Genomic DNA, 23,643 nt, shown 5'->3' on the forward strand with positions numbered 1-23,643 from the left:
AAATATGTTAGAAATCAACAAGTTGACAGGGGGCTATGTCAACATCCCTGTCCTGAAAGAGGTGAGTTTTTCAGTTCCGGATGGCCAACTGATTGGTTTGATTGGACTAAATGGAGCTGGGAAGTCAACCACGATTAATGAAATTATTGGTCTCCTGCATCCTTATGCTGGGGAAGTACGGATTGACGGCTTGAGTCTTCAAGAAGCTCCAACTGACTATCGTAAAAAAATCGGCTATATTCCAGAAACTCCTAGCCTATATGAAGAATTAACCTTGAGAGAGCATATCGAAACCGTAGCTATGGCCTATGATTTAGACATGGATCAGGTCATGGTGCGCGTCCAGCCTTTGTTGGAACGATTTCGTTTGGCTGAAAAATTAGATTGGTTCCCGACCCAGTTTTCAAAAGGGATGAAGCAAAAGGTCATGATTATTTGCGCCTATGCAGTGGATCCAAGTCTTTATATTGTCGATGAACCCTTTTTGGGATTGGATCCTGTTGCGATTGCAGATTTGATTCAGTTATTGGCCGATGAGAAGGCAAAAGGAAAATCGATTTTGATGAGTACCCACGTTCTTGATTCGGCTGAAAAGATGTGTGATGGTTTTGTGATCCTCCATAAGGGTCAGGTCCGAGCACAAGGGACCTTGGACGAGCTGCGTTCAACTTTTGGGGATGAAAAAGCAAGTCTAAATGATATCTACATGACCTTGACAGAAGAGGAAACAGCATGAAAGAGTTGATGAAAAAACGGCAAGAAACGTTTCGAACTCAATGTGTAAAATATAGCCGCTATGTTCTCAATGATCATTTCGTCCTCTTTATGCTGATTTTCATAGGATTTTTGGCGGTTCAATACAGCCAATTCTTGCAAGATCTCCCCAAAGATACAAGCCTGATCCGCTGGAGTCTCATGATTGGCTTGCTCCTCTTGGTTCCGATAGGCTCCATTGCGACCTACTTAGAGAAGCCCGATGCTTTATTCCTTTTAGTAAAGGAAGAGGAAGTGAAAAGTTATATCAAAGGGCAGGCCAAGAAGTCTTTTGTGTTTTGGTTTTTGATTCAAAGTGTTGTCCTTCTATTATTTGTGCCTCTTCTTCTGGCAACGGGGCTGGATAAACTTGCTATTGTAGCCTATATCCTTGTCTTAGGAGTGGCTAAAGGGGCTGTTTTTAGCTGGAAGGAAGCGCGCTTCTACCAGGATGGAAATTTGAATTGGACCTTAGCCATTGCTCGTGAGAATGCAAGGAAACAATTGATTCTTCGCTTCTTTGCCTTGTTTACAACGGTAAAAGGTATTACCAACAGTGTCAAAAGAAGAGCTTACTTGGATGGTTTCTTAGGGCTTCTTCCCAAAACACATGGCAATACGTGGCTTCACTTATATATGCGCTCCTTCCTACGGAATGGAGATCTTTTCTCTATGACTCTCCGACTCTTGGCTCTTTCCATTCTCGCTATCATCTTTATTCCCCAACCCCTCGTAGTGATTGCCCTTGTAGCCTTGCTCAATTACTTGGTTATTTTTCAATTACTGGGGCTTTACAGTGCTTTTGATTACCAACCCTTGACCCTCCTTTTTCCGATGAAAAAGGGCAGTAAAAAGGCAGGGTTGAACAAAACGATTCAGCTGGTCATGGGGATGATAACGGTGATAGAAGGGGGAATTGGCCTGGTCTTTATTTCAGATAAAGTCCTGTTGTTAGGCTTATTGGCTTATACAGTTGCTTTAATCCTACTCTATCTTCCATTTAAGATGGCGCGCTTGGTTGACGAAAATCGTTAAAATTAGTAAAATAGATTGGAAACTTTTTACGGAGGAAAAGATGGACTCGAATGAAAAAGAGCTAAGCCTCACCCCAATTCCTGGGAAGAGTGGGAAGGCCTACATGGGGACCTACCCAGATGGTGGGCGCGTTTTTGTAAAAATGAATACGACCCCAATCCTTGCGGGTCTAGCAAAAGAACAGATTGCTCCTCAATTGTTATGGAGTCGACGATTGCCAGATGGAAATGTGATGAGTGCCCAAGAATGGTTGAATGGGGAAATTCTCACGCCAAATGGGATGTCAAAAAAACAAGTGGTCAATATTTTAACGAGATTGCACCGTTCTAGACCTTTGATGACCCAATTGAAAAAACTTGGCTATCCTGTGGAATCTCCATTAGAATTGCTCAATTCTTGGAGCAACCGGTTGCCAATTGCCCTACGTCAGAACCACTATATCCAATCAGTCGTAAAGAATTTACGTAAGACAGTGCCTGCCTTTCGGGAGGATTATGCGACGATCGTCCACGGAGATGTTCGTCATAGTAACTGGATTGAGACAGAGAGCGGCTTGATTTATCTAGTCGATTGGGACTCTGTTCGTTTGACAGACCGGATGTTGGATGTGGCGCATATCTTGAGTCACTATATCCCAGATTCTAATTGGCGCGATTGGTTAGGCTATTATGGCTACAAGTACAATCAAAAAGTATTTGATAAACTCTATTGGTTTGGTCAATACTCTTTCTTGTGCCAAATTGCTAAATACTATGAAAATAATGATTTAGAAAATGTCAATCGCGAGATCTATGCTCTGCGCAATTTCCGGTTGAAATATGGAAAGGAAATATGAGAGTTAGAAATCGCAAGGGAGCGACTGAATTATTAGAAGCGAACCCGCAATATGTGGTCCTAAATCCAGAAGATGCCAAGGGAAAATGGCATGAAATTTTCGGGAATGACCATCCTATTCATATCGAAGTGGGTAGCGGAAAAGGGGCCTTTATTACTGGGATGGCCAAGGCCAATCCAGAGATCAACTACATCGGAATTGATATTCAAAAATCAGTCTTGAGTTATGCTTTAGATAAGGTCTTAGAAGCTGATGTTCCTAATATTAAATTGCTTTGGGTAGACGGGGATAGCTTGACCAACTATTTTGAAGATGGAGAAATCGATCAACTCTATCTGAATTTTTCAGATCCTTGGCCTAAGAAACGTCATGAGAAGCGTCGTTTAACATACAAGACCTTCTTGGATACCTTCAAGCAAATTCTTCCAGAACATGGGGAGATTCACTTTAAAACAGACAACCGAGGTTTGTTTGAATACAGTTTGGTGAGTTTTTCGCAATATGGAATGACTTTGAAGGGAGTCTGGTTAGACCTTCATGCTAGTGACTTTGAGGGCAATGTCATGACGGAATATGAGAAGAAGTTCTCAAGTAAAGGCCAGGTCATTTACCGTGTAGAAGCACAGTTTTAGCATATTCCTTGCAATCATTGGGAAATCGTGCTATAATACATTAAATGAATAGAAAAGGAGAGGCGGGGAAATATCTTCGCCTCTTATCTATGAGGAGGTGGCAACCATCGCAACGATTGTTGACTTAGTAACAGAAGTGATTCAGCCAGCTATAAAGGAACCATTTGAATTGGTCGATGTTGAATATGGCAAAATGGGTGGTGACTACGTCTTAAGCATTTTCGTAGACAAACCAGAAGGGATCACACTGAATGATACAGCGGATTTGACAGAAATCATTAGCCCGCTATTGGATCAAATCAAACCAGACCCATTTCCAGAACAGTACTTTTTAGAAGTTACCAGTCCTGGCCTGGAGAGACCATTGAAAACCAAGGAAGCACTCGAGGGAGCTGTTGGCAAGTATGTCAATATCAGCTTGTATAAGGCTGTTGAAAAACAAAAGGTTTTTGAGGGGAACTTGGTAGGTTTTGAAGAGGATGTTTTGACCATTGAGTATATGGATAAAACACGAAAGAAAACTGTAGAAATTCCTTATAACCTTGTGTCCAAAGCAAGGTTGGCTGTAAAATTGTAACAGAATGAAAGAAAGGATGCCTTTATAATAGAGGCAAGAAAAACATGAGTAAAGAAATGCTAGAAGCCTTCCGCATTTTGGAAGAAGACAAAGGGATCAAAAAAGAAGATATCATTGAAGCCGTCACAGAATCATTGCGTTCAGCTTATCGCCGTCGTTATGGACAATCAGAAAGTGCAGCGATTGAATTCAATGAAAAAACTGGAGATTTCCGTGTTTATACGGTTCGTGAAGTGGTGGATGAAGTCTTTGATAGTCGCTTAGAAATCAGCTTGAAGGATGCCTTAGCCATTAGCTCTGCTTATGAGTTGGGGGACAAGATCAAGTTTGAAGAAGCACCAGCTGAATTTGGTCGTGTAGCAGCTCAATCTGCTAAACAAACGATCATGGAAAAAATGCGTAAGCAAACGCGCACCATCACCTATAACACTTATAAAGAACATGAAAATGAAATCATGAGTGGAACAGTGGAGCGCTTTGATAATCGTTTTATCTATGTCAATCTTGGTTCGATCGAAGCTCAATTGTCTAAGCAAGATCAAATTCCAGGAGAAGTGTTCCAATCTCATGATCGGATTGAAGTCTTTGTCTACAAGGTAGAAGATAATCCACGTGGTGTCAATGTCTTTGTTAGTCGAAGCCATCCTGAAATGATCAAACGTTTGATGGAACAAGAAATTCCTGAAGTCTATGATGGAACTGTTGAGATTATGAGTGTAGCGCGTGAAGCTGGAGATCGTACAAAAGTTGCGGTTCGCAGCCATAATCCAAACGTAGATGCGATTGGAACGATCGTTGGTCGTGGTGGATCGAATATTAAAAAGATTACCAGCAAGTTCCACCCAGCTCGATACGATCAAAAATTAGACCGTATGGTTCCAACAGAAGAAAACATCGATGTCATTGAATGGGTTCCAGATCCAGCTGAATTTATCTACAATGCGATCGCTCCTGCAGAAGTGGACCAAGTTATTTTTGATGATGAAGATAGCAAACATGCTCTCGTTGTGGTTCCAGATAATAAACTATCTCTTGCCATTGGTCGTCGTGGTCAAAACGTTCGTTTGGCAGCTCATTTGACTGGTTACCGCATCGATATCAAATCTGCTAGTGAGTTCGAAGAAATGGAAGCAGCTCAAGAAACTTTTGAAGACCAAGTAGAAAGTGACGAAGAGCAAGTCGATTAAGAGAGGGAGGGAAAATGGTAAAAACAAGAAAAATCCCTTTAAGAAAATCTGTCGTTTCAAATGAAATTATTGATAAGCGCGATTTGCTCCGCATTGTCAAAAATAAAGAAGGACAAGTCTTTATCGATCCAACTGGCAAAGCCAATGGTCGAGGTGCTTACATCAAGCTAGACAATGAAGAAGCGGCACTTGCTAAGAAAAAGAAAGTTTTTAATCGTAGCTTTAATATGGAAGTGGAAGAAGCTTTCTATGATGAATTGATCGCTTATGTAGATCATAAGGTGAAGAGAAGAGAGTTAGGCCTTGAATAAGCAAAAGATAAGTAATTTGTTGGGCTTGGCGCAAAGAGCAGGAAAACTCATTTCTGGAGAGGAACTTGTGATCAAAGCCATCCAGGAAGAAAAAGCTAAATTAGTTTTTCTGGCAAATGATGCAGCTAGTAACCTGACAAAAAAGGTGACAGATAAGGGTCACTATTATGAGGTTCAAGTATCTACCGTGTTTTCAACACTAGAATTAAGCACTGCAATTGGACGTGCCCGTAAGGTCGTCGCTGTTGTAGATGCTGGATTTTCAAAGAAAATGAGGTCTCTTATGGAATAGAAGAGGAGGACAGCAATTGTCTAAGAAAAGATTATACGAAATTGCCAAAGAATTGGGCAAGGAAAGTAAGGAAGTCGTCACTCGTGCGAAAGAATTAGGTTTTGACGTCAAGAGTCATGCATCTAGTGTCGATACTGATGTTGCTGAAAAGTTGATCAAGAGCTTTGCAGCGAAAAAAGAAACAGTCGAAAAGAAAGTAGCAGAAGTGGCTGCCAAGGCAACGGCTGTCGCAGAGAAAAAAGAAGCAGCGCCCGTCAAAAAAGAAGGAGCAACTGAGACAAAATCAGTAACGCCAGCTGCTAAACCAAAGAGTCGTAACTTTAAAGCGGAACGAGAAGCGCGTGCAAAAGAGCAGGCTGAACGTAGGAAACAACAAGACAATCGTCCAAAACGCGATCGCAAGGACAATCAGCGTCATGGTGACAACCGAAATCAACGACCACAAGAGAGAAATGAACAACGAAACCAAGGTTCTGATCGTCGCAATAACCGACCAGATCAAAGACGTAGTGCACAACCCCAAGTGGCACCAAAAGTTGATTTCAAAGCGCGTGCAGCAGCACTGAAAGCTGAACAAAATGCTGAATACGCACGTGGAAGTGAAGATCGCTACAAACAACAAGCTGCAAAAGCAGAACAAGAACGTCAACAGCGCCGGAAACGGGTAGAAGCACCAGAAGTGAAAGCACCTGTACAGGAGCCAGCTGTTGAGAACCATACAAAACCAGCTGTTGCTGCTGCTCCAGCTCAAGTCGATACACGTCGGAAGAAACAAGCGCGACCAGATAAGAAACGCGATGATTTTGATCGTGAAGAAGATGGTCCAAGAAAACAACAAAGGAATCGAAATAGTCAAAATCAAGTGAGAAATCAGAGAAATAGTAACTGGAATAACAACAAGAAGAATAAAAAAGGAAAGAACAACCGTAATGATGCTCCAAAACCAGTAACAGAGCGTAAATTCCATGAATTACCAAGTGAATTTGAGTATACGGATGGAATGACGGTTGCCGAAATCGCAAAACGCATCAAGCGTGAACCGGCTGAAATCGTCAAGAAACTCTTTATGATGGGAGTCATGGCGACTCAAAATCAATCGCTGGATGGAGATACGATTGAACTCTTGATGGTGGATTATGGAATTGAAGCCAAGAAAAAGGTTGAAGTGGACAATGCCGATATCGAACGCTTCTTCGTTGAAGATGGTTATTTGAATCCAGATGAGTTGGTAGAGCGTCCACCAGTTGTCACCATCATGGGACACGTTGACCACGGTAAAACTACCCTTTTGGATACCCTTCGTAATTCACGTGTAGCAACAGGTGAAGCGGGAGGAATCACTCAGCACATCGGGGCTTATCAAATCGTGGAAAATGGCAAGAAGATTACCTTCTTGGATACACCTGGACACGCGGCATTTACTTCTATGCGTGCACGTGGTGCCTCTGTTACCGATATTACCATCTTGGTCGTAGCTGCAGATGACGGGGTGATGCCACAGACCATCGAAGCCATCAACCACTCAAAAGCTGCCAATGTTCCAATCATTGTGGCTATTAACAAGATTGATAAACCAGGTGCTAACCCAGAACGTGTCATCGGTGAATTGGCTGAACACGGTGTTATGTCAACTGCCTGGGGTGGTGATTCTGAGTTTGTAGAAATCTCAGCCAAATTCAACCAAAATATCGATGAACTCTTGGAAACTGTCCTTCTTGTAGCTGAAATCCAAGAGCTCAAAGCAGACCCAACCGTTCGTGCCATCGGTACCGTTATTGAAGCTCGTTTGGATAAAGGAAAAGGTGCGGTTGCGACCCTTCTTGTCCAACAAGGTACTTTGAATGTTCAAGACCCAATTGTTGTTGGAAATACCTTTGGACGTGTCCGTGCCATGACCAATGACCTTGGACGTCGTGTGAAGGTTGCAGGACCATCTACTCCGGTTTCTATCACTGGTTTGAACGAAGCGCCAATGGCGGGTGACCACTTCGCGGTTTACGAAGATGAAAAATCTGCGCGTGCGGCGGGTGAAGAACGTGCCAAACGTGCTCTGATGAAACAACGTCAAGCAACCAACCGCGTCAGCCTTGAAAATCTCTTTGATACCTTGAAGGCTGGGGAAGTGAAATCTGTTAATGTCATCATTAAAGCCGATGTACAAGGTTCGGTTGAAGCCCTTGCTGCCTCCCTTCAAAAGATTGAAGTGGAAGGTGTGAAAGTGACCATCGTTCACTCAGCAGTTGGTGCTATCAACGAATCAGACGTGACCCTTGCAGAAGCTTCAAATGCCTTCATCATCGGATTTAACGTCCGCCCTACGCCACAAGCACGTCAACAAGCTGAAGCTGATGAGGTAGAAATCCGTCTTCACTCAATTATCTACAAAGTGATTGAAGAAATGGAAGATGCTATGAAGGGAATGTTGGATCCTGAGTTCGAAGAGAAAGTCATCGGGGAAGCAGTGATTCGTGAAACCTTTAAAGTCTCTAAAGTGGGTACCATTGGTGGATTTATGGTCCTTAGTGGTAAGGTTACACGTGATTCCAAAGTCCGTGTCATTCGTGACGGTGTCGTGATCTATGACGGTGCTCTTGCAAGCTTGAAACACTTCAAAGATGATGTCAAAGAAGTGACAAATGGTCGTGAAGGTGGATTGATGATTGAAGGCTACAATGATATCAAGACAGACGATACCATTGAAGCCTACATCATGGAAGAAATTAAAAAATAAGAGGCTGACTAGGAAAAAAGAGGAATTTTCTCTGATTTCCTAGTTTTTAAACACAAAGCAGAAAGGAGTTCCTATGGCAAGTCATTTTCGGACAGATCGAGTAGGGATGGAAATCAAGCGTGAAGTCAATGAGATTTTACAAAAGAAAGTCCGTGACCCGCGTGTTCAAGGCGTTACTATTACGGATGTTCAAATGCTAGGTGATTTGTCTATGGCCAAAGTGTATTATTCAATTATGAGTGATTTGGCTTCAGACAATCAAAAGGCTCAGACAGGCCTTGAAAAAGCAACAGGAACCATCAAGCGTGAATTAGGTCGGAATTTGAAACTGTACAAGATTCCGGATCTTACTTTTGTCAAAGACGAGTCTATCGAATACGGTAACAAGATCGATGAGATGTTACGCAATTTGAACAAAGACTAGAGAGGTTGGAAATTTTCCACGCCCAGATTGAAAGACAAAGTCTTCTTAGAAACTTTCCTTAGGTGAGTACGGACGTCAGCGAACTTCTTCGAAGTTCCATGACTAATTATTGAGCCTAAGGTCTCAATAATTCCGAGTACCTGAAACTATTAAGTTTCAGGTACTTTTCTCACGACGAAAAGTTTCAGTAGATGATTGAATCACTCTAACGAGTAACATTTCTTTTTATAGAATTTATTAGATTTATAAAAAAGAATAGTTTGTCTACAGTCTCGGGTTGGAAATTTTCCACCCTCTTTTTTTGGCTCTTAAAACGAGGAAAATAAAACAGAAGGAAAAACGGTTTCAAAAAATAATAGAAATTTACAGAAATCTCTTGTGTGATTGGAAATTATCCTTTACAATAGGAGAGGAGTTTTATTTCTGATCTCAAATTTGGAGGAATGAACATGTCGATTAACTGGCAGGAAATTGTATTTAACTTTTTGGGAGGCCTGGGGCTCTTTCTCTATAGTATTAAAACCATGGGAGAAGGCTTGCAACAGGCTGCAGGAGATCGACTTCGATACTATATTGATAAATATACGAGTAATCCCTTTCTAGGGGTTCTAGTAGGGATTGGGATGACTGCCTTGATTCAGTCGAGTTCAGGGGTTACAGTGATTACGGTCGGTCTGGTGAGTGCAGGACTTCTAACCCTCCGTCAAGCTATTGGTATTGTTATGGGGGCCAATATTGGAACGACTATTACCTCCTTTATCATTGGTTTTAAATTAGGAGACTACGCTCTTCCCATGCTCTTTATCGGAGCGGTTTGTCTCTTCTTTACCAAAAATCGTTTGGTTAATAATGTTGGACGAATCGTTTTTGGTGTCGGTGGTATCTTCTTTGCCCTCAACTTGATGAGTGGGGCTATGGAACCTCTTAAAGATTTGCAAGTCTTTCGTGACTATATGGTGCAGTTAAGTAAAAGTCCTATCTTGGGTGTCTTTGTTGGATCAGGCTTAACACTTTTGATTCAGGCCTCTTCTGCAACCATTGGTATCTTGCAAAATCTCTATGCTAGTCATTTGATTGACCTGAAAGGAGCCCTCCCAGTTCTCTTTGGTGATAATATCGGAACGACCATTACAGCTATCATTGCTTCCTTGGGAGCTAATATTGCGGCCAAACGTGTGGCAGGTGCCCATGTAGCCTTTAATGTTATCGGAACCATTATCTGTCTTGTCTTCCTTGTTCCGTTTACCTCTTTGATTCAATGGTTTGAAACGACTCTTCATTTATCCCCAGAAATGACCATAGCCTTTGCTCACGGAACCTTTAATATAACCAATACCATCATCCAGTTCCCATTCATTGGAGCTTTGGCATACTTTGTGACCAAGCTGATTCCTGGTGAGGATGAGGTTGTCAAATATGAACCGCTCTACTTGGATGAAAACTTGATCACCCAAGCGCCTTCGATTGCTCTTGGAAATGCGAAAAAAGAGTTGCTTCATTTAGGTGGATATGCAGACAAAGCTTTTAATCTTTCTTATGATTATATTGTTCATCAAAATGAGAAAACAGCTGAAAAGGGTCATAAGACAGAAGAAGCCATCAATACCATTGATGATGATTTGACTCGCTACCTGATTCGTTTGTCAAGTGAAGCCTTGAGTCCGAGAGAAAGTGAAGTTCTCACCAATATCTTGGATTCTTCACGGGATTTGGAGCGGATTGGAGATCACGCGGAAGCCTTGATCAATCTGACCGATTATTTAATTCGTAAGAAAGTGGTCTTTTCAGAAGCGGCCTTGGCTGAATTGGAAGATATTTACAACCAAACCCATCAATTTGTAGAGGATGCCTTAAAAGCTGTTGAGAACAATGATGTGAGTCTTGCAAACCAATTGGTAGCACGTCACGAGGCAATTGAAAAGTTGGAGAAAAGACTTCGGAAAACCCATATTCGTCGTTTGAACCAAGGCGAATGTACACCTCAAGCCGGAGTAAACTTTATTGATATCATTTCTCACTATACACGTGTTGCAGACCATGCCATGAATCTCGCTGAAAAAGTACAAATCGAGCAAATTTAAGGAACGTCAAACAGAGTAAGTAGGAAGCTTACTCTGTTTTTTGTTGGATTCTATTCAAAAATAGGTCTAGACCATTTACAAATGGAAGTGAAAGCGTTATAATATGTATGAATATAAATGGAACACAGTTCCTACAATGGAAAGGACGATTTTATGTCTACATATATTAAAGCAGATCAATTTTATTATCCACATGGGGTTCGCCGCGGAGGCTATTTGGAGCTTGTTGATGGCAAGTTTGGAAAACATGTGGAAAGCTTACCAGAAGGTGCGGATGTGCTGGATTATTCTGGTTACAGCATTGCGCCTGGCCTCGTAGATACCCATATTCACGGATTTGGTGGGGTAGATGTGATGGATAATAATATCGAAGGCACTCTCCATACCATGAGTGAAGGGCTCTTGAGTACAGGGGTTACGAGCTTTTTGCCTACGACCTTGACTTCCTCTTACGAACAACTTTTGGCAGTAACTGAAAATATCGGTGCACGATACAAAGAAGCAACAGGAGCTAAGATTCGCGGGATTTATTTTGAAGGCCCTTATTTTACAGAAAAATACAAGGGAGCTCAAAACCCATCTTATATGAAGGATCCAAGTATGGAAGAATTCCGGGCTTGGCAAAAAGCTGCCAATGGTCTGTTGAATAAGATTGCCCTTGCTCCCGAGCGTGAAGGGGTGGAAGAATTTGTTCGGACCATTACAGGAGAAGGAGTGACTGTCGCTCTGGGACACTCCAATGCTACTTTTGAAGAAGCTAAAAAAGCGGTTGATGCAGGTGCGAGTGTCTGGGTACATGCCTACAATGGTATGCGTGGTTTGACGCACCGTGAACTCGGTATGGTTGGTGCCATGTATGAGTTGCCTCATACTACAGCAGAGTTGATCTGTGATGGCCATCACGTGGATCCACTAGCGTGTGATATCCTGATGAAACAAAAAGGCAAAGAAAATGTTGCCTTGATTACGGACTGTATGACAGCTGGGGGCTTAGAAGACGGGGACTACATGCTTGGGGAATTCCCAGTCGTGGTTGCTGAAGGGACTGCTCGCTTGAAATCAACTGGTAATCTAGCTGGCTCAATCTTGAAATTGAAAGATGGATTAAAAAATGTTGTAGAGTGGGGGATTGCTAACCCTCACGAAGCAGTGATGATGGCCAGCCTCAATCCGGCAAAATCAGTCCATATTGATGATGTTTGTGGTCAAATTCGAGAAGGATATGACGCGGACTTCATCGTGCTTGATCAAAATTTGGATCTGGTTGCGACCTATCTCGATGGGGTCAAACGTTACCAAGCTACCAATTAGATTCAAGAATCGAAGATAGAATACTTCCTCTCTAAGTCATACCTAGAGAGGTTTTTGTTTACCGATGGTAGTGCAATTTTGTGAATGCTGTCTTTTCATGCTATAATGGGAATTGAAATGTGAGGTAGCTTATGAAGGCAATTGATATACGTTTTTTATTGATGGGAATTTTTTTCTTGCTCTATGGGATTGTAAGAAAAAATATCTTTATTGTGATTGTTGGTGGGGCATTTTTACTCTATAGTTTTTATAGCAAGAAGATGGAGCCAACCAAGAAGAATATTTTTAAGCCAGAGCTCAAGCTTCGAGGGCCTAAGAAACCGAAATCGAAGAAAGGAAAGAAAAAATGAACAATTATCGTTTAAATAATGGGGTGGAGATTCCTGTATTAGGATTTGGAACCTGGAAAGCAGCAGATGGAGAAGAAGCCTATCAAGCTGTCTTAGCTGCTTTAAAAGCAGGTTACCGCCATATCGATACAGCTGCGATTTATCAGAATGAAGAGAGTGTGGGTCGGGCCATTAAAGACAGTGGTCTTGCGCGCGAAGACCTGTTTATTACCACCAAACTTTGGAATACTCATCACACCTATGAAGACGCTCAAGCTGCTTTGGAAGAGTCTCTTGAGAAACTAGGCTTGGACTATGTGGATCTTTATTTGATTCATTGGCCAAATCCAAAATCACTTCGAAAAAATGATGCTTGGAAACAACGAAATGCTGAGGTTTGGCGAGCAATGGAAGATATGCTAGCTGCTGGCAAGGTTCGGGCTATTGGTATTAGCAATTTTCTGCCTCATCATTTGGAAGCCCTCCTTGGAACAGCTCGGGTCATTCCGGCTGTGAACCAAATTCGTCTAGCACCTGGGGTTTACCAAAGTGAAGCCATTGCAGCAAGTCGCAAGCATGGCATTTTACTAGAGGCTTGGGGACCTTTTGGCCAAGGAGAATTGTTCCAAAATGAACAAGTAAAAGAAATGGCTACTAAATATGGAAAGACCGTCGCTCAACTAGCCTTGGCTTGGAGTTTGCAAGAAGGTTTCCTTCCATTGCCCAAATCGGTTACACCTGAGCGGATTGCGAGTAATTTAAATTGCTTTGATTTTGAATTGACAGCAGATGATGTGGAACTCCTTCGCCATCTTCCGGTTGAAGCAGGTGCACCAGATCCGGACACCAAAGATTTTTAAAAGGGAATTTCTATTCATTAATAAAAACCGAGGACAGTTTCGTTCTCGGTTTTTAAAATCCTTTCAATGATTAAATAATTTTAAAACTCCAACAAAAACAGATGTTCTATAATACTTTCCCATTCTAATTTACAATTTTCCGAACGAAAATAAATTAATAGCTAGTAATATACGTAAATATTACAATTGTGTTACAATTCATTTTTGAATGAATTTTCAGATAATTTTGCGTTATAATAGTTACTATTAAAATAAAAGGGGAGTTTCTATGAATAGACAAGTGCGTTTTTCATTAAGGAAATACAAATTTGGTGTAGCCTCAGTTTTATTAGGGGCTGTTTTGGTATTTGGATCTGCACAAGCGAGTGCAGAAGAACAAACAGCGGGTCAAACGAGCGCTGGGACACAGCTTGTAGCAAACAGTCAACAGGCACCTGCTGAAGAAGAGCATTCACAAGCAACAGAAGCAAGTACAGCAGTTGCTAGTGAGAAAGTAGCAGTTGCAAATGAAGCAACAGTTGCTGAAAAGACAAGTCATACAACAGAAGCAGCTGTAGTTGAAAAAACAGAAGCTCCGAAAGAGGCAGCTGCTGTTCCAGAAACAAAACTGGAAGTAGCGGAAAAACCTGTAGAAAAATCTGTAGAAAAAGCGACAGAAGTGGCTACTGCGACAAGTTCGGAAACAACGAATCGCCATGAGGCAGCTGAAAAACCTCAAAGCATCGAAAGTGACGAGATTATTACTGTTCCACAAACCTGGAAGCAAGGCTACAAAGGGGAAGGGATGGTTGTCGCCGTCATTGATTCTGGCTTGGATGTGAACCACGAGGTTCTTCGGATTACCGATCCTTCTAAAGCTAAGTTTAAAAACCAAGAAGAAATCGAAGCTGCTAAGAAAGCAGCAGGAATTGATTATGGTAAATGGTACAACGACAAAGTTGTCTATGCTTATGACTATTTTGATGGTACTGACAATATTAAAGAGGCCGAAAGAGATTCTCACGGGATGCACGTTACAGGGATTGCGACAGGGAATCCTGATAAAGAAGCAGGAAACGGAGAAAAGATCTATGGTGTAGCACCAGAAGCTCAAGTTATGTTTATGCGTGTCTTCTCAGATCGTCAAAAAACAACGGGATCTGCTCTTTATGTAAAAGCAATTGATGATGCTGTAGCCCTTGGTGCAGATACCATCAATATGAGTCTTGGATCTACTACTGGTTCTATGGTCAATGCTGATTCAGATATTGTGGATGCCATTAAACGAGCGCGTGCTAAAGGGGTATCTGTCCTAATCTCTGCAGGAAATAGCAATACTTTTGGGAATGGTTATTCTAGACCAGCAGCAGAAAATCCAGATTACGGTTTGGTTGGAAATCCATCAACGGTAGAGGACTCTATCTCTGTTGCTTCTATCAATAACAACATCATTACAACAGAAGTTTTTGAAGTCAAAGGTTTGGAAGGCAATGCAGAAGCGGATAACGGAAAATTTGATTACAGTAAATCTGCTGCAGATGCTGATTTTGAAAAAGGCAAAGAGTACGAATATGTATCAGTTGGTCTTGGGAAAGAAGATGATTTTAAAGATCTAGACCTTACCGGTAAATTGGCCTTAATCCAACGTGGGGAAATTCCATTCTCAGAAAAGATTGCCAATGCCTTCCATCATGGTGCAGCAGGAGCTTTGGTCTACAATAATGTGGAAGGATCTAATCTTGGAATGGCAATTGATGGGGATGCTAAGAAAATTCCATCTGTCTTCATTTCAAAACGCTATGGGGAAGCTCTTAAAGCTGGATCTTACAAAGTTGTCTTTAACAATACCATGGCTAACCGTCCATCTCCAGAAGCAGACCAATTGTCTGATTTCTCAAGCTGGGGAGTGACAACCGATGGTCAGTTGAAACCAGATGTCACAGCACCTGGTGGGAATATCTTTTCTTCTTTAAATGACAATACCTACGGGGATATGAGTGGTACAAGTATGGCCTCTCCTCACGTAGCAGGTGTGGCAGCCTTGGTTAAAGAATACCTTGTGAAGAACCATCCAGAATTGACTCCAGAACAAGTTTCTGAAACTGTCAAAGCCTTGATTATGTCTACGGCTAAACCACATGTTAATAAAGAAACCGGTGTTTATACTTCTCCACGTCAACAAGGAGCAGGGGTTGTAGACACAGCTGCAGCCGTTTCAACAGACTTGTATGTGACTGGTGAAAACAACTATCCAAGCGTTACTCTTGGAAATGTTGGAGATAGCTTTACCTTTGATGTGACGGTTCACAATATTTCAGATACCGATCGTACCTTGAAAATGTTGGTGAATACTGACACAGATGAAGTGAAGGATGGTAAATTTACCCTCCGTCCACGTAAATTGACTGAAACAGCTTGGCCTGAAGTAACCGTGAAAGCACATAGCTCTGAAACGGTTACGGTGAAAGTCGATACAAGTAAATTCACAGAAGAATTAAGCAAAGAAATGCCGAACGGCTATTTCCTTGAAGGATTTGTTCGCTTTGTAGATCCGGCAGATGATGGGGATGTGGTCAGCTTGCCGTTTATGGGATTCAAGGGAGAATTCCAAAACCTTCCAGCTGTTGAAAAACCAATCTATGATTTGGTTCGCGAAGGAAAAGATGGCTTCTACTATCATGTTCCAAAAGATTTGAATATCTCCTCTAGTGCCAATGTTTCTGCGCTTGTTACCCTGCAAAATGACCTTCTCCTCACACAAGGAAAACGAGATGGTCGTCGGATTACAGTTCTTGGTATTGAAGAAAATGCGGAAGGTACACATTCTCTTCAATTAGATGAGAATGGGAATGTTCGCATTGCCATTTCGCCAAATGAAGATGGAAATAAAGACCTCGTTGAATACAAGACAGTCGCCCTTAGAAACATTGAAAACCTTCATGCAACGGTCTACGCAGCAAGTGATACGGAACATAAAAATCCATTGTGGGAAGGAACTCCATCTGACCATCGTAAGAACTTCTTCAACGGTGACCAAAAGAACCCACGCAGCTACACATTAGCTAATACTACTTGGAATGGTATTGATGCGAATGGGAATGCAGTAGCAGATGGTCTATATGATTATGTCATTCGTTACACACCAATGGTTCCTGGTGCTGAAGAGCAATCAACGACCTTTAAGGTTCAAGTTGATACCCAAAAACCAGTGATCACATCTGGATATATTCGCTTTAAAGATGGGGCACAACAGTTTGTAGCTCGTAAAGCCAAAGATGTTGGAGACGGCGGAATCTTATCTGAAAAACTCGTTTACGTCACACCATTTGATGATAAGGGAACAATGGTCCAAACCAGTGATGATAAGAATGGGACACGTGCCCTTGAAAATTACCATGTCATTAAAGCGAATGCAGATGGTAGTTTCGATCTTCCTGAAAATATCGATAAGAAGAATATCTATTACTACGTAGAGGACTTTGCAGGGAACGTAGACTATGTTTCACTAGCTGATTTAGTTCGGGATCAAAATAGTGGCCGGATTCAAATTGCTGTTCGTGACGCTAAGACGAACAAAGATTTGGATACTATGTATGTTTACCGAATCAAAGATAGTAATGGTCAATATGTGTCAGTTGATAAGACAAAAGATATTAACTTCTTGAACTTTGGTCATTATACTGCAGAAATCTTTACGTATGATCGTACAGAAGTGAAATTTGTCAGCAGCTTGACACAAGAATTTGATTTGACAGAGGATAATAGTTTCCAAACGATCGCTTTCCTTGCCAATACTTTAGAATATGCACCAGTTAGCATCAGCTTTGATCAACCGGTTTCAAAAGCAGCTACGATCGTATTAAAAGGGGCAGATGGTGAAAACTTTGTCTTGCCTGCTGAAAAATATGGTAAAAATGGCTTTGGTAAATCTGTAGCAACTGGTCAATATACCTTGGTTGCAACTCTTCCTACAGGCTATGAACTAGCTGAGGAAGCACCAGTGATCTCAGTTGTCGCAGGGCGTAACAACAATTATCGTATTGGAGTAATCTCAAAAGTGAATCTCTTGGCTGCTTTGAACAACCAAGCAGATGTTACAAAGACAGCGCAATACTTCAATGCCAGTGCGGATAAGAAGGAAGCCTATGATCAAGCTTTGCAAGCTGCCCAAGCAGCCTTGACCAACAAGGTTAGTCAAGAGCAAGTCAACCAAGCTCTAGCTAGTCTTGAAGCTGCTAGCCAAGCTTTGGATGGGAAAGTTTCAAACGTTGCGGCCTTAAAAGAAGCGATGCAGGCTTACGATGCTACGACTAAAACTGGTCGTTATGCCAATGCCAAAGAAAAAGTACGTCGCGACTACGATCGTGCTTTCCAAACAGTAGCCTTGCTTGCAGTTGATCCAACTGTGAAACAAGAACAAATCAATCAAGCACTTGCTGAGCTTAGCCGTGCGGAAGGAAAATTAAACGGGAAAGCAACTGATTTTTCAAGCCTTGAAAAATACATCAAGGAAGAATTGAAGTTCCAAGAAAAGAATGCGAAATTCATCTATGCTGGAAATGAAGAAAAAGAAGCTTACCTAGCAGCCTTCAAGGATGCACAAACCATCCTTTCAAATCCAGGAGCAAGCCAACAAGATGTGAAAGATGCTTTGACAGCCTTGAAGAATGCCAAGAAAAAACTTCATGGTAAAAAACCAAAAGCTGCGAGACGTCCATAAGAAAAACAACCTTGTTTGTTAGCCTAAAATCCGTATGAAACGATTGTTTCATGCGGATTTTAATTTACAAGTCACTAAAAATCTGCTATAATACTAGTCAAGAAAGAAGGGCTTACGGCGTTTTTCTAGCGAGCTTGGGATAGTGAGAGCCAAGTAGAGCAAGGTAAGCAAGTGGCGCTTTCTCTCAGTAAAAATCTGAGTAAAGTAAAATAAAATGAAGTAATAAATTAGGGTGGAACCGCGTTTCTGACGCCCCTAGGTCACAGACTTAGGAGCGAGGACACGGTTCTTTTTGTATCCTGAGTCACAAGAAACTTTATGAATAAGGAGTATTCAATGTCAAAAAAACTAACCTTTCACTGCGTCAGTGGCAGAGAGCTCCTTACAGTCGGACTGCCCCACGCTCAGCACTAGGGTGCCTGAGCTAAACGCAGTACTAACTCGTCTTGCCCCGTACGATTGACGAGGCAGACTCGTGTCGCAAGAAATTATAGAAAAAGGAGTAAATAATGTCTAAAAAATTGACTTTCCAGGAAATCATCCTTACTTTGCAACAATACTGGAATGACCAGGGTTGTATGCTCATGCAGGCTTATGATAATGAAAAAGGTGCGGGAACCATGAGTCCTTACACTTTCCTTCGTGCCATTGGTCCTGAGCCATGGAATGCGGCTTATGTAGAGCCATCTCGTCGTCCAGCGGACGGTCGTTACGGGGAAAACCCAAACCGTCTTTACCAACACCACCAATTCCAAGTGGTGATGAAACCATCACCATCAAACATCCAAGAGCTCTACCTTGAGTCATTGGAAAAATTGGGGATCAATCCTTTGGAGCACGATATCCGTTTCGTTGAAGATAACTGGGAAAATCCATCAACTGGTTCAGCTGGTCTTGGTTGGGAAGTTTGGTTGGACGGTATGGAAATCACTCAGTTCACCTACTTCCAACAAGTTGGTGGTTTGGCAACTGGCCCAGTAACTTCTGAGGTCACTTACGGATTGGAACGTTTGGCTTCTTACATCCAAGAAGTAGACTCAGTTTATGATATTGAGTGGGCTCCAGGCGTTAAATACGGAGAAATCTTCCTTCAACCAGAATATGAACACTCAAAATATAGCTTTGAAGTTTCTGACCAAGATATGCTTCTTGAAAACTTCGAAAAATTTGAAAAAGAAGCAGGGCGTGCTTTGGAATTAGGCCTTGTTCACCCTGCCTATGACTACGTTTTGAAATGTTCACACACCTTCAACTTGCTTGATGCACGTGGAGCAGTATCCGTTACAGAACGTGCCGGTTACATTGCCCGCATCCGTAACTTGGCCCGTGTCGTAGCCAAAACCTTCGTCGCAGAACGCAAGAAACTCGGTTACCCACTTCTTGACGAAGCCACACGCGCCAAACTCCTAGCAGAAGAGGAAGAATAAAAAGAGTTACAAGAATGGAAAATGGGCAAACAAAGTGAGCCCGTACGGCTACCCAGAGGCAAGTCGGAGACTTGCTAAAGGGATAGGCACCGCTGTACTGCTATATGGGGATTTTTGAAACGTTAGGTTCAAAAATCAGTTGGCTAAATCCACTTTGATGAGACTGTTGGAAATCGATGTCAAGGAGACAGAAGATTTCCAACAGTCTCACAAAGTTAGTTAGCGACGTCCCCAGTACCTAAGGTGCCTATCAAAAAGAAGAATTTTGTAAAGGAAAAAACATGACAAAAAACTTATTAGTAGAACTTGGACTTGAAGAGTTGCCAGCCTACGTTGTCACACCAAGTGAAAAACAACTCGGTGAGAAAATGGCAGCCTTCTTGGATGACAACCGACTTTCATACGAAAGCATTCAAACCTTCTCAACACCACGCCGTTTGGCTGTCCGTGTCATTGGTTTGGCGGATCAACAAACAGATTTGACCGAAGTTTTTAAAGGACCTTCTAAGAAAATCGCCTTGGATGCAGATGGAAACTTCTCAAAAGCGGCCCAAGGATTCGTCCGTGGGAAAGGTTTGACGGTTGACGATATTGAATTCCGCGAAGTCAAAGGGGAAGAGTACGTTTATGTTACGAAGCACGAAGCTGGAAAACCTGCCAAAGAAGTCTTGGCTGGCCTTCCAGAAGTGCTTGCTTCAATGACCTTCCCTGTTAGCATGCACTGGGCTAACAACACCTTTGAATACATTCGCCCAGTTCACACCTTGATCGTTCTTTTGGGTGATGAAGCGCTTGACCTTAATTTCTTGGATATCCAGTCAGGACGTGTGAGTCGTGGACACCGTTTCCTTGGACATGAAGTGGAAATTACCAATGCGGATTCTTATGAAGAAGACCTTCGTACCGTTTACGTGATTGCGGATAGCAAAGAACGTGAAAACATGATTCGTGAGCAAATCAAGGCTATCGAAGCAGAACAAGGTGTTCAAGTTCAAATCGAAGAAGGCCTTTTGAATGAAGTCTTGAACTTGGTCGAATACCCAACTGCCTTTATGGGAAGTTTTGACACTAAATATTTAGACGTTCCAGAAGAGGTTTTGGTGACATCAATGGAAACACACCAACGTTACTTTGTTGTACGTGACCTTGATGGTCAGCTGAAACCAAACTTCATCTCCGTCCGTAATGGGAACGCTGAGCACTTGGAAAATGTCGTTCGAGGAAATGAAAAAGTCTTGGTGGCACGTCTTGAAGATGGTGAATTCTTCTGGCGTGAAGACCAAAAACTTAAGATTGAAGACCTGGTTGCTAAATTGGCACACGTGACCTTCCATGAAAAAATTGGTTCTCTTTCAGAACACATGGCGCGTGCTGGTGTCATTGCAGCGTCACTAGCTGAGCAAGCTGGTTTGACAGCTGAAGAAAGAGCAGCCGTCGCTCGTGCAGCTGAAATCTACAAATTTGACCTCTTGACGGGTATGGTCGGAGAGTTCGATGAATTGCAAGGAATCATGGGTGAAAAATACGCCCTCCTTGCTGGTGAAGATGCTGCGGTAGCGACAGCTATCCGTGAGCACTACCTTCCTGATTCAGCAGACGGAGCCCTTCCAGAGACTAAGGTTGGTGCCATCCTTGCCCTTGCAGATAAATTGGATACCCTCCTTTCCTTCTTCTCAGTAGGCTTGATTCCATCAGGTTCCAATGACCCTTATGCGCTTCGTCGTGCAACACAAGGGATTGTCCGTATCTTGGATGCCTTTGGCTGGCATATCCCTATGGATGAGTTGATTGACAGCCTTTACGCTCTTTCATTTGATAGCCTTTCTTATGATAATCAAGCAGAAGTGCTCAACTTCATCAAGGCGCGTGTGGACAAGATGATGGGACGCACAGCAAAAGATATCAAAGACGCTGTTCTTGCTGGTTCAAACTTTGTCGTGGCAGATATGTTGGAAGTAGCTGACGCTCTCTCAGAAGCTATGAAGACGGATGGTTACAAGGCAGCTGTTGAATCCCTCTCACGTGCTTTCAACTTGGCAGAAAAAGCAGATGCTTCAGTAGCGGTCGATGCCAGTCTCTTTGAAAATGATCAAGAAAAAGCTCTTGCTAAAGCAATTGAAGAGCTTGAATTGACTGGTGCAGCTAGTGACAAATTGACTCAACTCTTTGCTCTTAGCCCAGTCATTGATGCCTTCTTTGACAATACTATGGTGATGGCAGAAGATGAGGCGGTTAAAAACAACCGTTTGGCCCTTCTTGCAGGCCTTGTAGCGAAAGCTAACGCTGTTGCAGCCTTCAACCAATTGAACACAAAATAAGTACCTGATGACAGGTAGAAAGTAGGTTTTATTATGACACCTGAAAAAATCGCTCGGATCAATGAGCTTGCTAAAAAGAAAAAAACAGAAGGTTTGACTCCTGAAGAAGCAGTGGAACAAGCAAAACTACGTGAAGAATACATTGAAGGTTATCGTCGTTCGGTTCGTCACCACATCGAAGGGATCAAAATTGTGGATGAAGAAGGTAACGATGTAACACCTGAGAAACTACGCCAAGTGCAACGTGAAAAAGGTTTGCATGGCCGTAGTCTCGATGACCCTAATTCATAAGCAAAAGAGTGCTGGAAGAGATTTCAGCACTCTTTTTAATCTATAAAATTCAGAATATTCTGGACTGGATTGACCAATTTTTAAAAACATGGTATAGTAGATTGTATGAAAATTTGAAGTATACTTTTCTGAAAATGTACAGAAAAAGAATTGGAGTAATTATATGTCAAAAAAACATCATCCTGGTGAAGAAACCGAAAATGGGATGGTTCGTGGTCTGCAAAATCGGCATGTTCAGCTGATCGCTATTGCAGGAACCATCGGGACAGGACTCTTTCTTGGAGCCGGTCGTTCCCTTTCTTTGACAGGGCCCTCTATTATTTTAGTCTATATGCTGACTGGCGCCTTCATGTACTTGATGATGCGGGCAATCGGAGAAATGCTCTATATGGACCCTGATCAACACACCTTTATCAATTTTATCACCAAGTATATAGGAAAAGGTTGGGGTTATTTTTCAGGATGGTCCTATTGGGTCTCCTTGGTATTTTTGGGAATGGCAGAGATCACCGCTGTTTCCAACTATGTCCAGCTTTGGTTTCCAAATTGGCCAGCCTGGCAGATTCAAATTATCTTTTTAGCGCTCTTAAGTTGTGTAAACTTGATCGCTGTGAAGGTTTTTGGAGAGGTTGAATTCTGGTTTGGAATGATCAAGATTGTCACTATTTTAGCCTTGATCGCAACAGGGATCTTTATGGTGACGACGAACTTTGAAACACCAGCTGGACACGCTAGCTTAACCAATATTACCAATGGTTTTCAAATGTTTCCAAATGGTTGGGTCAAGTTCGTCATGGCCTTCCAAATGGTCTTCTTTGCTTATCAAGCGATCGAGTTTGTTGGAATCACTACTTCTGAAACAGCTAATCCCCGCCAAGTATTGCCAAAAGCTATTAAAGAAATTCCAATCCGAATTGTGATTTTTTATGTAGGGGCTTTGTTGGCGATTATGGCTATTTTCCCTTGGCAACAGCTTCCTGTCAATAAATCACCGTTTGTAACAGTCTTTCAGATGGTAGGAATCAAGTGGGCAGCAGGATTGATTAATTTTGTCGTACTGACAGCTGCTGCATCTTCCTTGAATTCCACCCTCTATTCAACAGGGCGTCACTTGTACCAGATTGCAAAAGAAACACCAAACAGCAAAGTGATGAATCGTTTGAAACTGAATAGCTTATCTCGTATGGGGATTCCAAGTCGCGCGATTATTTTTTCTGCGATTGTGGTTGCTGTTTCAGCCTTTATCAATGTCTTGCCAGGTGTCTCAGATGCCTTTGCCTTGATTACGGCATCTTCTTCTGGTGTCTACATTGCTATTTACATTTTGACTATGCTTGCCCATCTTAAGTACCGTAAATCGAAAGAATTTATGCCAGATGGTTTTGTCATGCCAGCCTATAAAGTGTTGAATCCATTAACCATTGTTTTCTTCCTCTTTGTATTCGTTTGTCTCTTCTTGCAAGAATCAACATACATTGGAGCGATTGGAGCAACCATCTGGATCATTCTTTTTGGGATTTACAGCAATTGGAAACATAATCAATAAACCG

Annotated in this window: 18 protein-coding genes and 2 pseudogenes; all 20 read left to right on the top strand. The window is 42.1% G+C overall.

Going from position 1 to position 23,643, the window contains the following annotated elements; genetic code table 11:
• Positions 1 to 4: 4 nt before the first annotated feature.
• The 20 genes and pseudogenes from O3629_RS08250 (at position 5) to O3629_RS08345 (ending at position 23,639) form a co-directional block, all read left to right on the top strand.
• Positions 5 to 736 carry an ABC transporter ATP-binding protein gene (locus O3629_RS08250; RefSeq protein ID WP_070506150.1) on the top strand — a complete coding sequence of 244 codons (732 nt, stop codon included), beginning with the start codon at positions 5 to 7 and terminating at the stop codon, positions 734 to 736.
• The gene (locus tag O3629_RS08255) at positions 733 to 1,788 is read left to right on the top strand and encodes an ABC transporter permease (protein ID WP_371609013.1); all 1,056 of its coding nucleotides are present in this window, start codon (positions 733 to 735) and stop codon (positions 1,786 to 1,788) included. Before O3629_RS08250 ends, O3629_RS08255 begins: the two co-directional genes overlap by 4 nt.
• A 40-nt stretch (positions 1,789 to 1,828) precedes the next feature.
• Entirely contained in the window at positions 1,829 to 2,623 is a 795-nt protein-coding gene (ccrZ, locus tag O3629_RS08260) for a cell cycle regulator CcrZ (RefSeq protein WP_003003852.1), read from the top strand.
• The gene (gene trmB / locus O3629_RS08265; protein WP_024056398.1) at positions 2,620 to 3,255 is read left to right on the top strand and encodes a tRNA (guanosine(46)-N7)-methyltransferase TrmB; all 636 of its coding nucleotides are present in this window, start codon (positions 2,620 to 2,622) and stop codon (positions 3,253 to 3,255) included. The genes ccrZ and trmB overlap by 4 nt, the downstream gene beginning before the upstream one ends.
• A gap of 97 nt (positions 3,256 to 3,352) precedes the next feature.
• A complete protein-coding gene (rimP, locus tag O3629_RS08270) occupies positions 3,353 to 3,832 on the top strand; it encodes a ribosome maturation factor RimP (RefSeq protein ID WP_021154518.1) in 480 nt (159 codons plus the stop codon).
• Between the two features lie 44 nt (positions 3,833 to 3,876).
• Positions 3,877 to 5,019: a transcription termination factor NusA gene (gene nusA / locus O3629_RS08275; RefSeq protein ID WP_031575236.1), complete on the top strand. Its 1,143-nt coding sequence runs from the start codon at positions 3,877 to 3,879 to the stop codon at positions 5,017 to 5,019.
• Positions 5,020 to 5,033: 14 nt separating this feature from the next.
• Positions 5,034 to 5,330 (top strand): RNase P modulator RnpM, encoded by a 297-nt coding sequence (gene rnpM / locus O3629_RS08280; protein ID WP_003010401.1) that lies wholly within the window; start codon positions 5,034 to 5,036, stop codon positions 5,328 to 5,330.
• Positions 5,323 to 5,622: a YlxQ-related RNA-binding protein gene (locus O3629_RS08285; protein ID WP_003010399.1), complete on the top strand. Its 300-nt coding sequence runs from the start codon at positions 5,323 to 5,325 to the stop codon at positions 5,620 to 5,622. The genes rnpM and O3629_RS08285 overlap by 8 nt, the downstream gene beginning before the upstream one ends.
• Before the next feature lie 16 nt (positions 5,623 to 5,638).
• Positions 5,639 to 5,762 (top strand): annotated as a pseudogene (locus tag O3629_RS08290) (translation initiation factor IF-2 N-terminal domain-containing protein); the annotation flags it as partial.
• 95 nt (positions 5,763 to 5,857) lie between these two features.
• A pseudogene (gene infB, locus O3629_RS08295) lies at positions 5,858 to 8,353 on the top strand (translation initiation factor IF-2); the annotation flags it as partial.
• A gap of 73 nt (positions 8,354 to 8,426) precedes the next feature.
• Positions 8,427 to 8,777, top strand: coding sequence for a 30S ribosome-binding factor RbfA (rbfA, locus tag O3629_RS08300; protein WP_003003976.1), 351 nt, complete (start codon positions 8,427 to 8,429; stop codon positions 8,775 to 8,777).
• 449 nt (positions 8,778 to 9,226) lie between these two features.
• Positions 9,227 to 10,858 (top strand): Na/Pi cotransporter family protein, encoded by a 1,632-nt coding sequence (locus tag O3629_RS08305; RefSeq protein ID WP_037608308.1) that lies wholly within the window; start codon positions 9,227 to 9,229, stop codon positions 10,856 to 10,858.
• A gap of 153 nt (positions 10,859 to 11,011) precedes the next feature.
• Positions 11,012 to 12,169 carry an N-acetylglucosamine-6-phosphate deacetylase gene (gene nagA / locus O3629_RS08310; RefSeq protein ID WP_042760248.1) on the top strand — a complete coding sequence of 386 codons (1,158 nt, stop codon included), beginning with the start codon at positions 11,012 to 11,014 and terminating at the stop codon, positions 12,167 to 12,169.
• 131 nt (positions 12,170 to 12,300) lie between these two features.
• Complete coding sequence (locus tag O3629_RS08315) at positions 12,301 to 12,519, top strand: hypothetical protein (RefSeq protein WP_003018530.1); 219 nt, start codon at positions 12,301 to 12,303, stop codon at positions 12,517 to 12,519.
• Positions 12,516 to 13,358: an aldo/keto reductase gene (locus tag O3629_RS08320; RefSeq protein ID WP_371609014.1), complete on the top strand. Its 843-nt coding sequence runs from the start codon at positions 12,516 to 12,518 to the stop codon at positions 13,356 to 13,358. The genes O3629_RS08315 and O3629_RS08320 overlap by 4 nt, the downstream gene beginning before the upstream one ends.
• 268 nt (positions 13,359 to 13,626) lie before the next feature.
• The gene (locus O3629_RS08325) at positions 13,627 to 18,057 is read left to right on the top strand and encodes a S8 family serine peptidase (protein ID WP_371609015.1); all 4,431 of its coding nucleotides are present in this window, start codon (positions 13,627 to 13,629) and stop codon (positions 18,055 to 18,057) included.
• Positions 18,058 to 18,566: 509 nt separating this feature from the next.
• The gene (gene glyQ, locus O3629_RS08330) at positions 18,567 to 19,484 is read left to right on the top strand and encodes a glycine--tRNA ligase subunit alpha (protein ID WP_002886077.1); all 918 of its coding nucleotides are present in this window, start codon (positions 18,567 to 18,569) and stop codon (positions 19,482 to 19,484) included.
• 281 nt (positions 19,485 to 19,765) lie between these two features.
• The gene (gene glyS, locus O3629_RS08335; protein ID WP_371609016.1) at positions 19,766 to 21,802 is read left to right on the top strand and encodes a glycine--tRNA ligase subunit beta; all 2,037 of its coding nucleotides are present in this window, start codon (positions 19,766 to 19,768) and stop codon (positions 21,800 to 21,802) included.
• Between the two features lie 33 nt (positions 21,803 to 21,835).
• Positions 21,836 to 22,093: a DUF896 family protein gene (locus O3629_RS08340; protein ID WP_003012632.1), complete on the top strand. Its 258-nt coding sequence runs from the start codon at positions 21,836 to 21,838 to the stop codon at positions 22,091 to 22,093.
• Between the two features lie 163 nt (positions 22,094 to 22,256).
• Positions 22,257 to 23,639: an amino acid permease gene (locus O3629_RS08345; RefSeq protein ID WP_371609017.1), complete on the top strand. Its 1,383-nt coding sequence runs from the start codon at positions 22,257 to 22,259 to the stop codon at positions 23,637 to 23,639.
• Positions 23,640 to 23,643 lie beyond the last annotated feature (4 nt).

The organism is Streptococcus sp. 27098_8_12 (genome assembly GCF_041432115.1).
Lineage (GTDB): Bacteria > Bacillota > Bacilli > Lactobacillales > Streptococcaceae > Streptococcus > Streptococcus parasanguinis_V.

Excerpts from the sequence above, each read along its gene's own strand:
- O3629_RS08345 (WP_371609017.1), top strand. The coding sequence starts at position 22,257 with ATGTCAAAAAAACATCATCCTGGTGAAGAAACCGAAAATGGGATGGTT.
- trmB (WP_024056398.1), top strand. The coding sequence starts at position 2,620 with ATGAGAGTTAGAAATCGCAAGGGAGCGACTGAATTATTAGAAGCGAAC.
- O3629_RS08325 (WP_371609015.1), top strand. The coding sequence starts at position 13,627 with ATGAATAGACAAGTGCGTTTTTCATTAAGGAAATACAAATTTGGTGTA.
- O3629_RS08305 (WP_037608308.1), top strand. The coding sequence starts at position 9,227 with ATGTCGATTAACTGGCAGGAAATTGTATTTAACTTTTTGGGAGGCCTG.
- ccrZ (WP_003003852.1), top strand. The coding sequence starts at position 1,829 with ATGGACTCGAATGAAAAAGAGCTAAGCCTCACCCCAATTCCTGGGAAG.
- O3629_RS08255 (WP_371609013.1), top strand. The coding sequence starts at position 733 with ATGAAAGAGTTGATGAAAAAACGGCAAGAAACGTTTCGAACTCAATGT.
- glyS (WP_371609016.1), top strand. The coding sequence starts at position 19,766 with ATGACAAAAAACTTATTAGTAGAACTTGGACTTGAAGAGTTGCCAGCC.
- O3629_RS08340 (WP_003012632.1), top strand. The coding sequence starts at position 21,836 with ATGACACCTGAAAAAATCGCTCGGATCAATGAGCTTGCTAAAAAGAAA.
- O3629_RS08250 (WP_070506150.1), top strand. The coding sequence starts at position 5 with ATGTTAGAAATCAACAAGTTGACAGGGGGCTATGTCAACATCCCTGTC.
- O3629_RS08315 (WP_003018530.1), top strand. The coding sequence starts at position 12,301 with ATGAAGGCAATTGATATACGTTTTTTATTGATGGGAATTTTTTTCTTG.
- glyQ (WP_002886077.1), top strand. The coding sequence starts at position 18,567 with ATGTCTAAAAAATTGACTTTCCAGGAAATCATCCTTACTTTGCAACAA.
- rbfA (WP_003003976.1), top strand. The coding sequence starts at position 8,427 with ATGGCAAGTCATTTTCGGACAGATCGAGTAGGGATGGAAATCAAGCGT.
- O3629_RS08320 (WP_371609014.1), top strand. The coding sequence starts at position 12,516 with ATGAACAATTATCGTTTAAATAATGGGGTGGAGATTCCTGTATTAGGA.
- nusA (WP_031575236.1), top strand. The coding sequence starts at position 3,877 with ATGAGTAAAGAAATGCTAGAAGCCTTCCGCATTTTGGAAGAAGACAAA.
- nagA (WP_042760248.1), top strand. The coding sequence starts at position 11,012 with ATGTCTACATATATTAAAGCAGATCAATTTTATTATCCACATGGGGTT.
- rnpM (WP_003010401.1), top strand. The coding sequence starts at position 5,034 with ATGGTAAAAACAAGAAAAATCCCTTTAAGAAAATCTGTCGTTTCAAAT.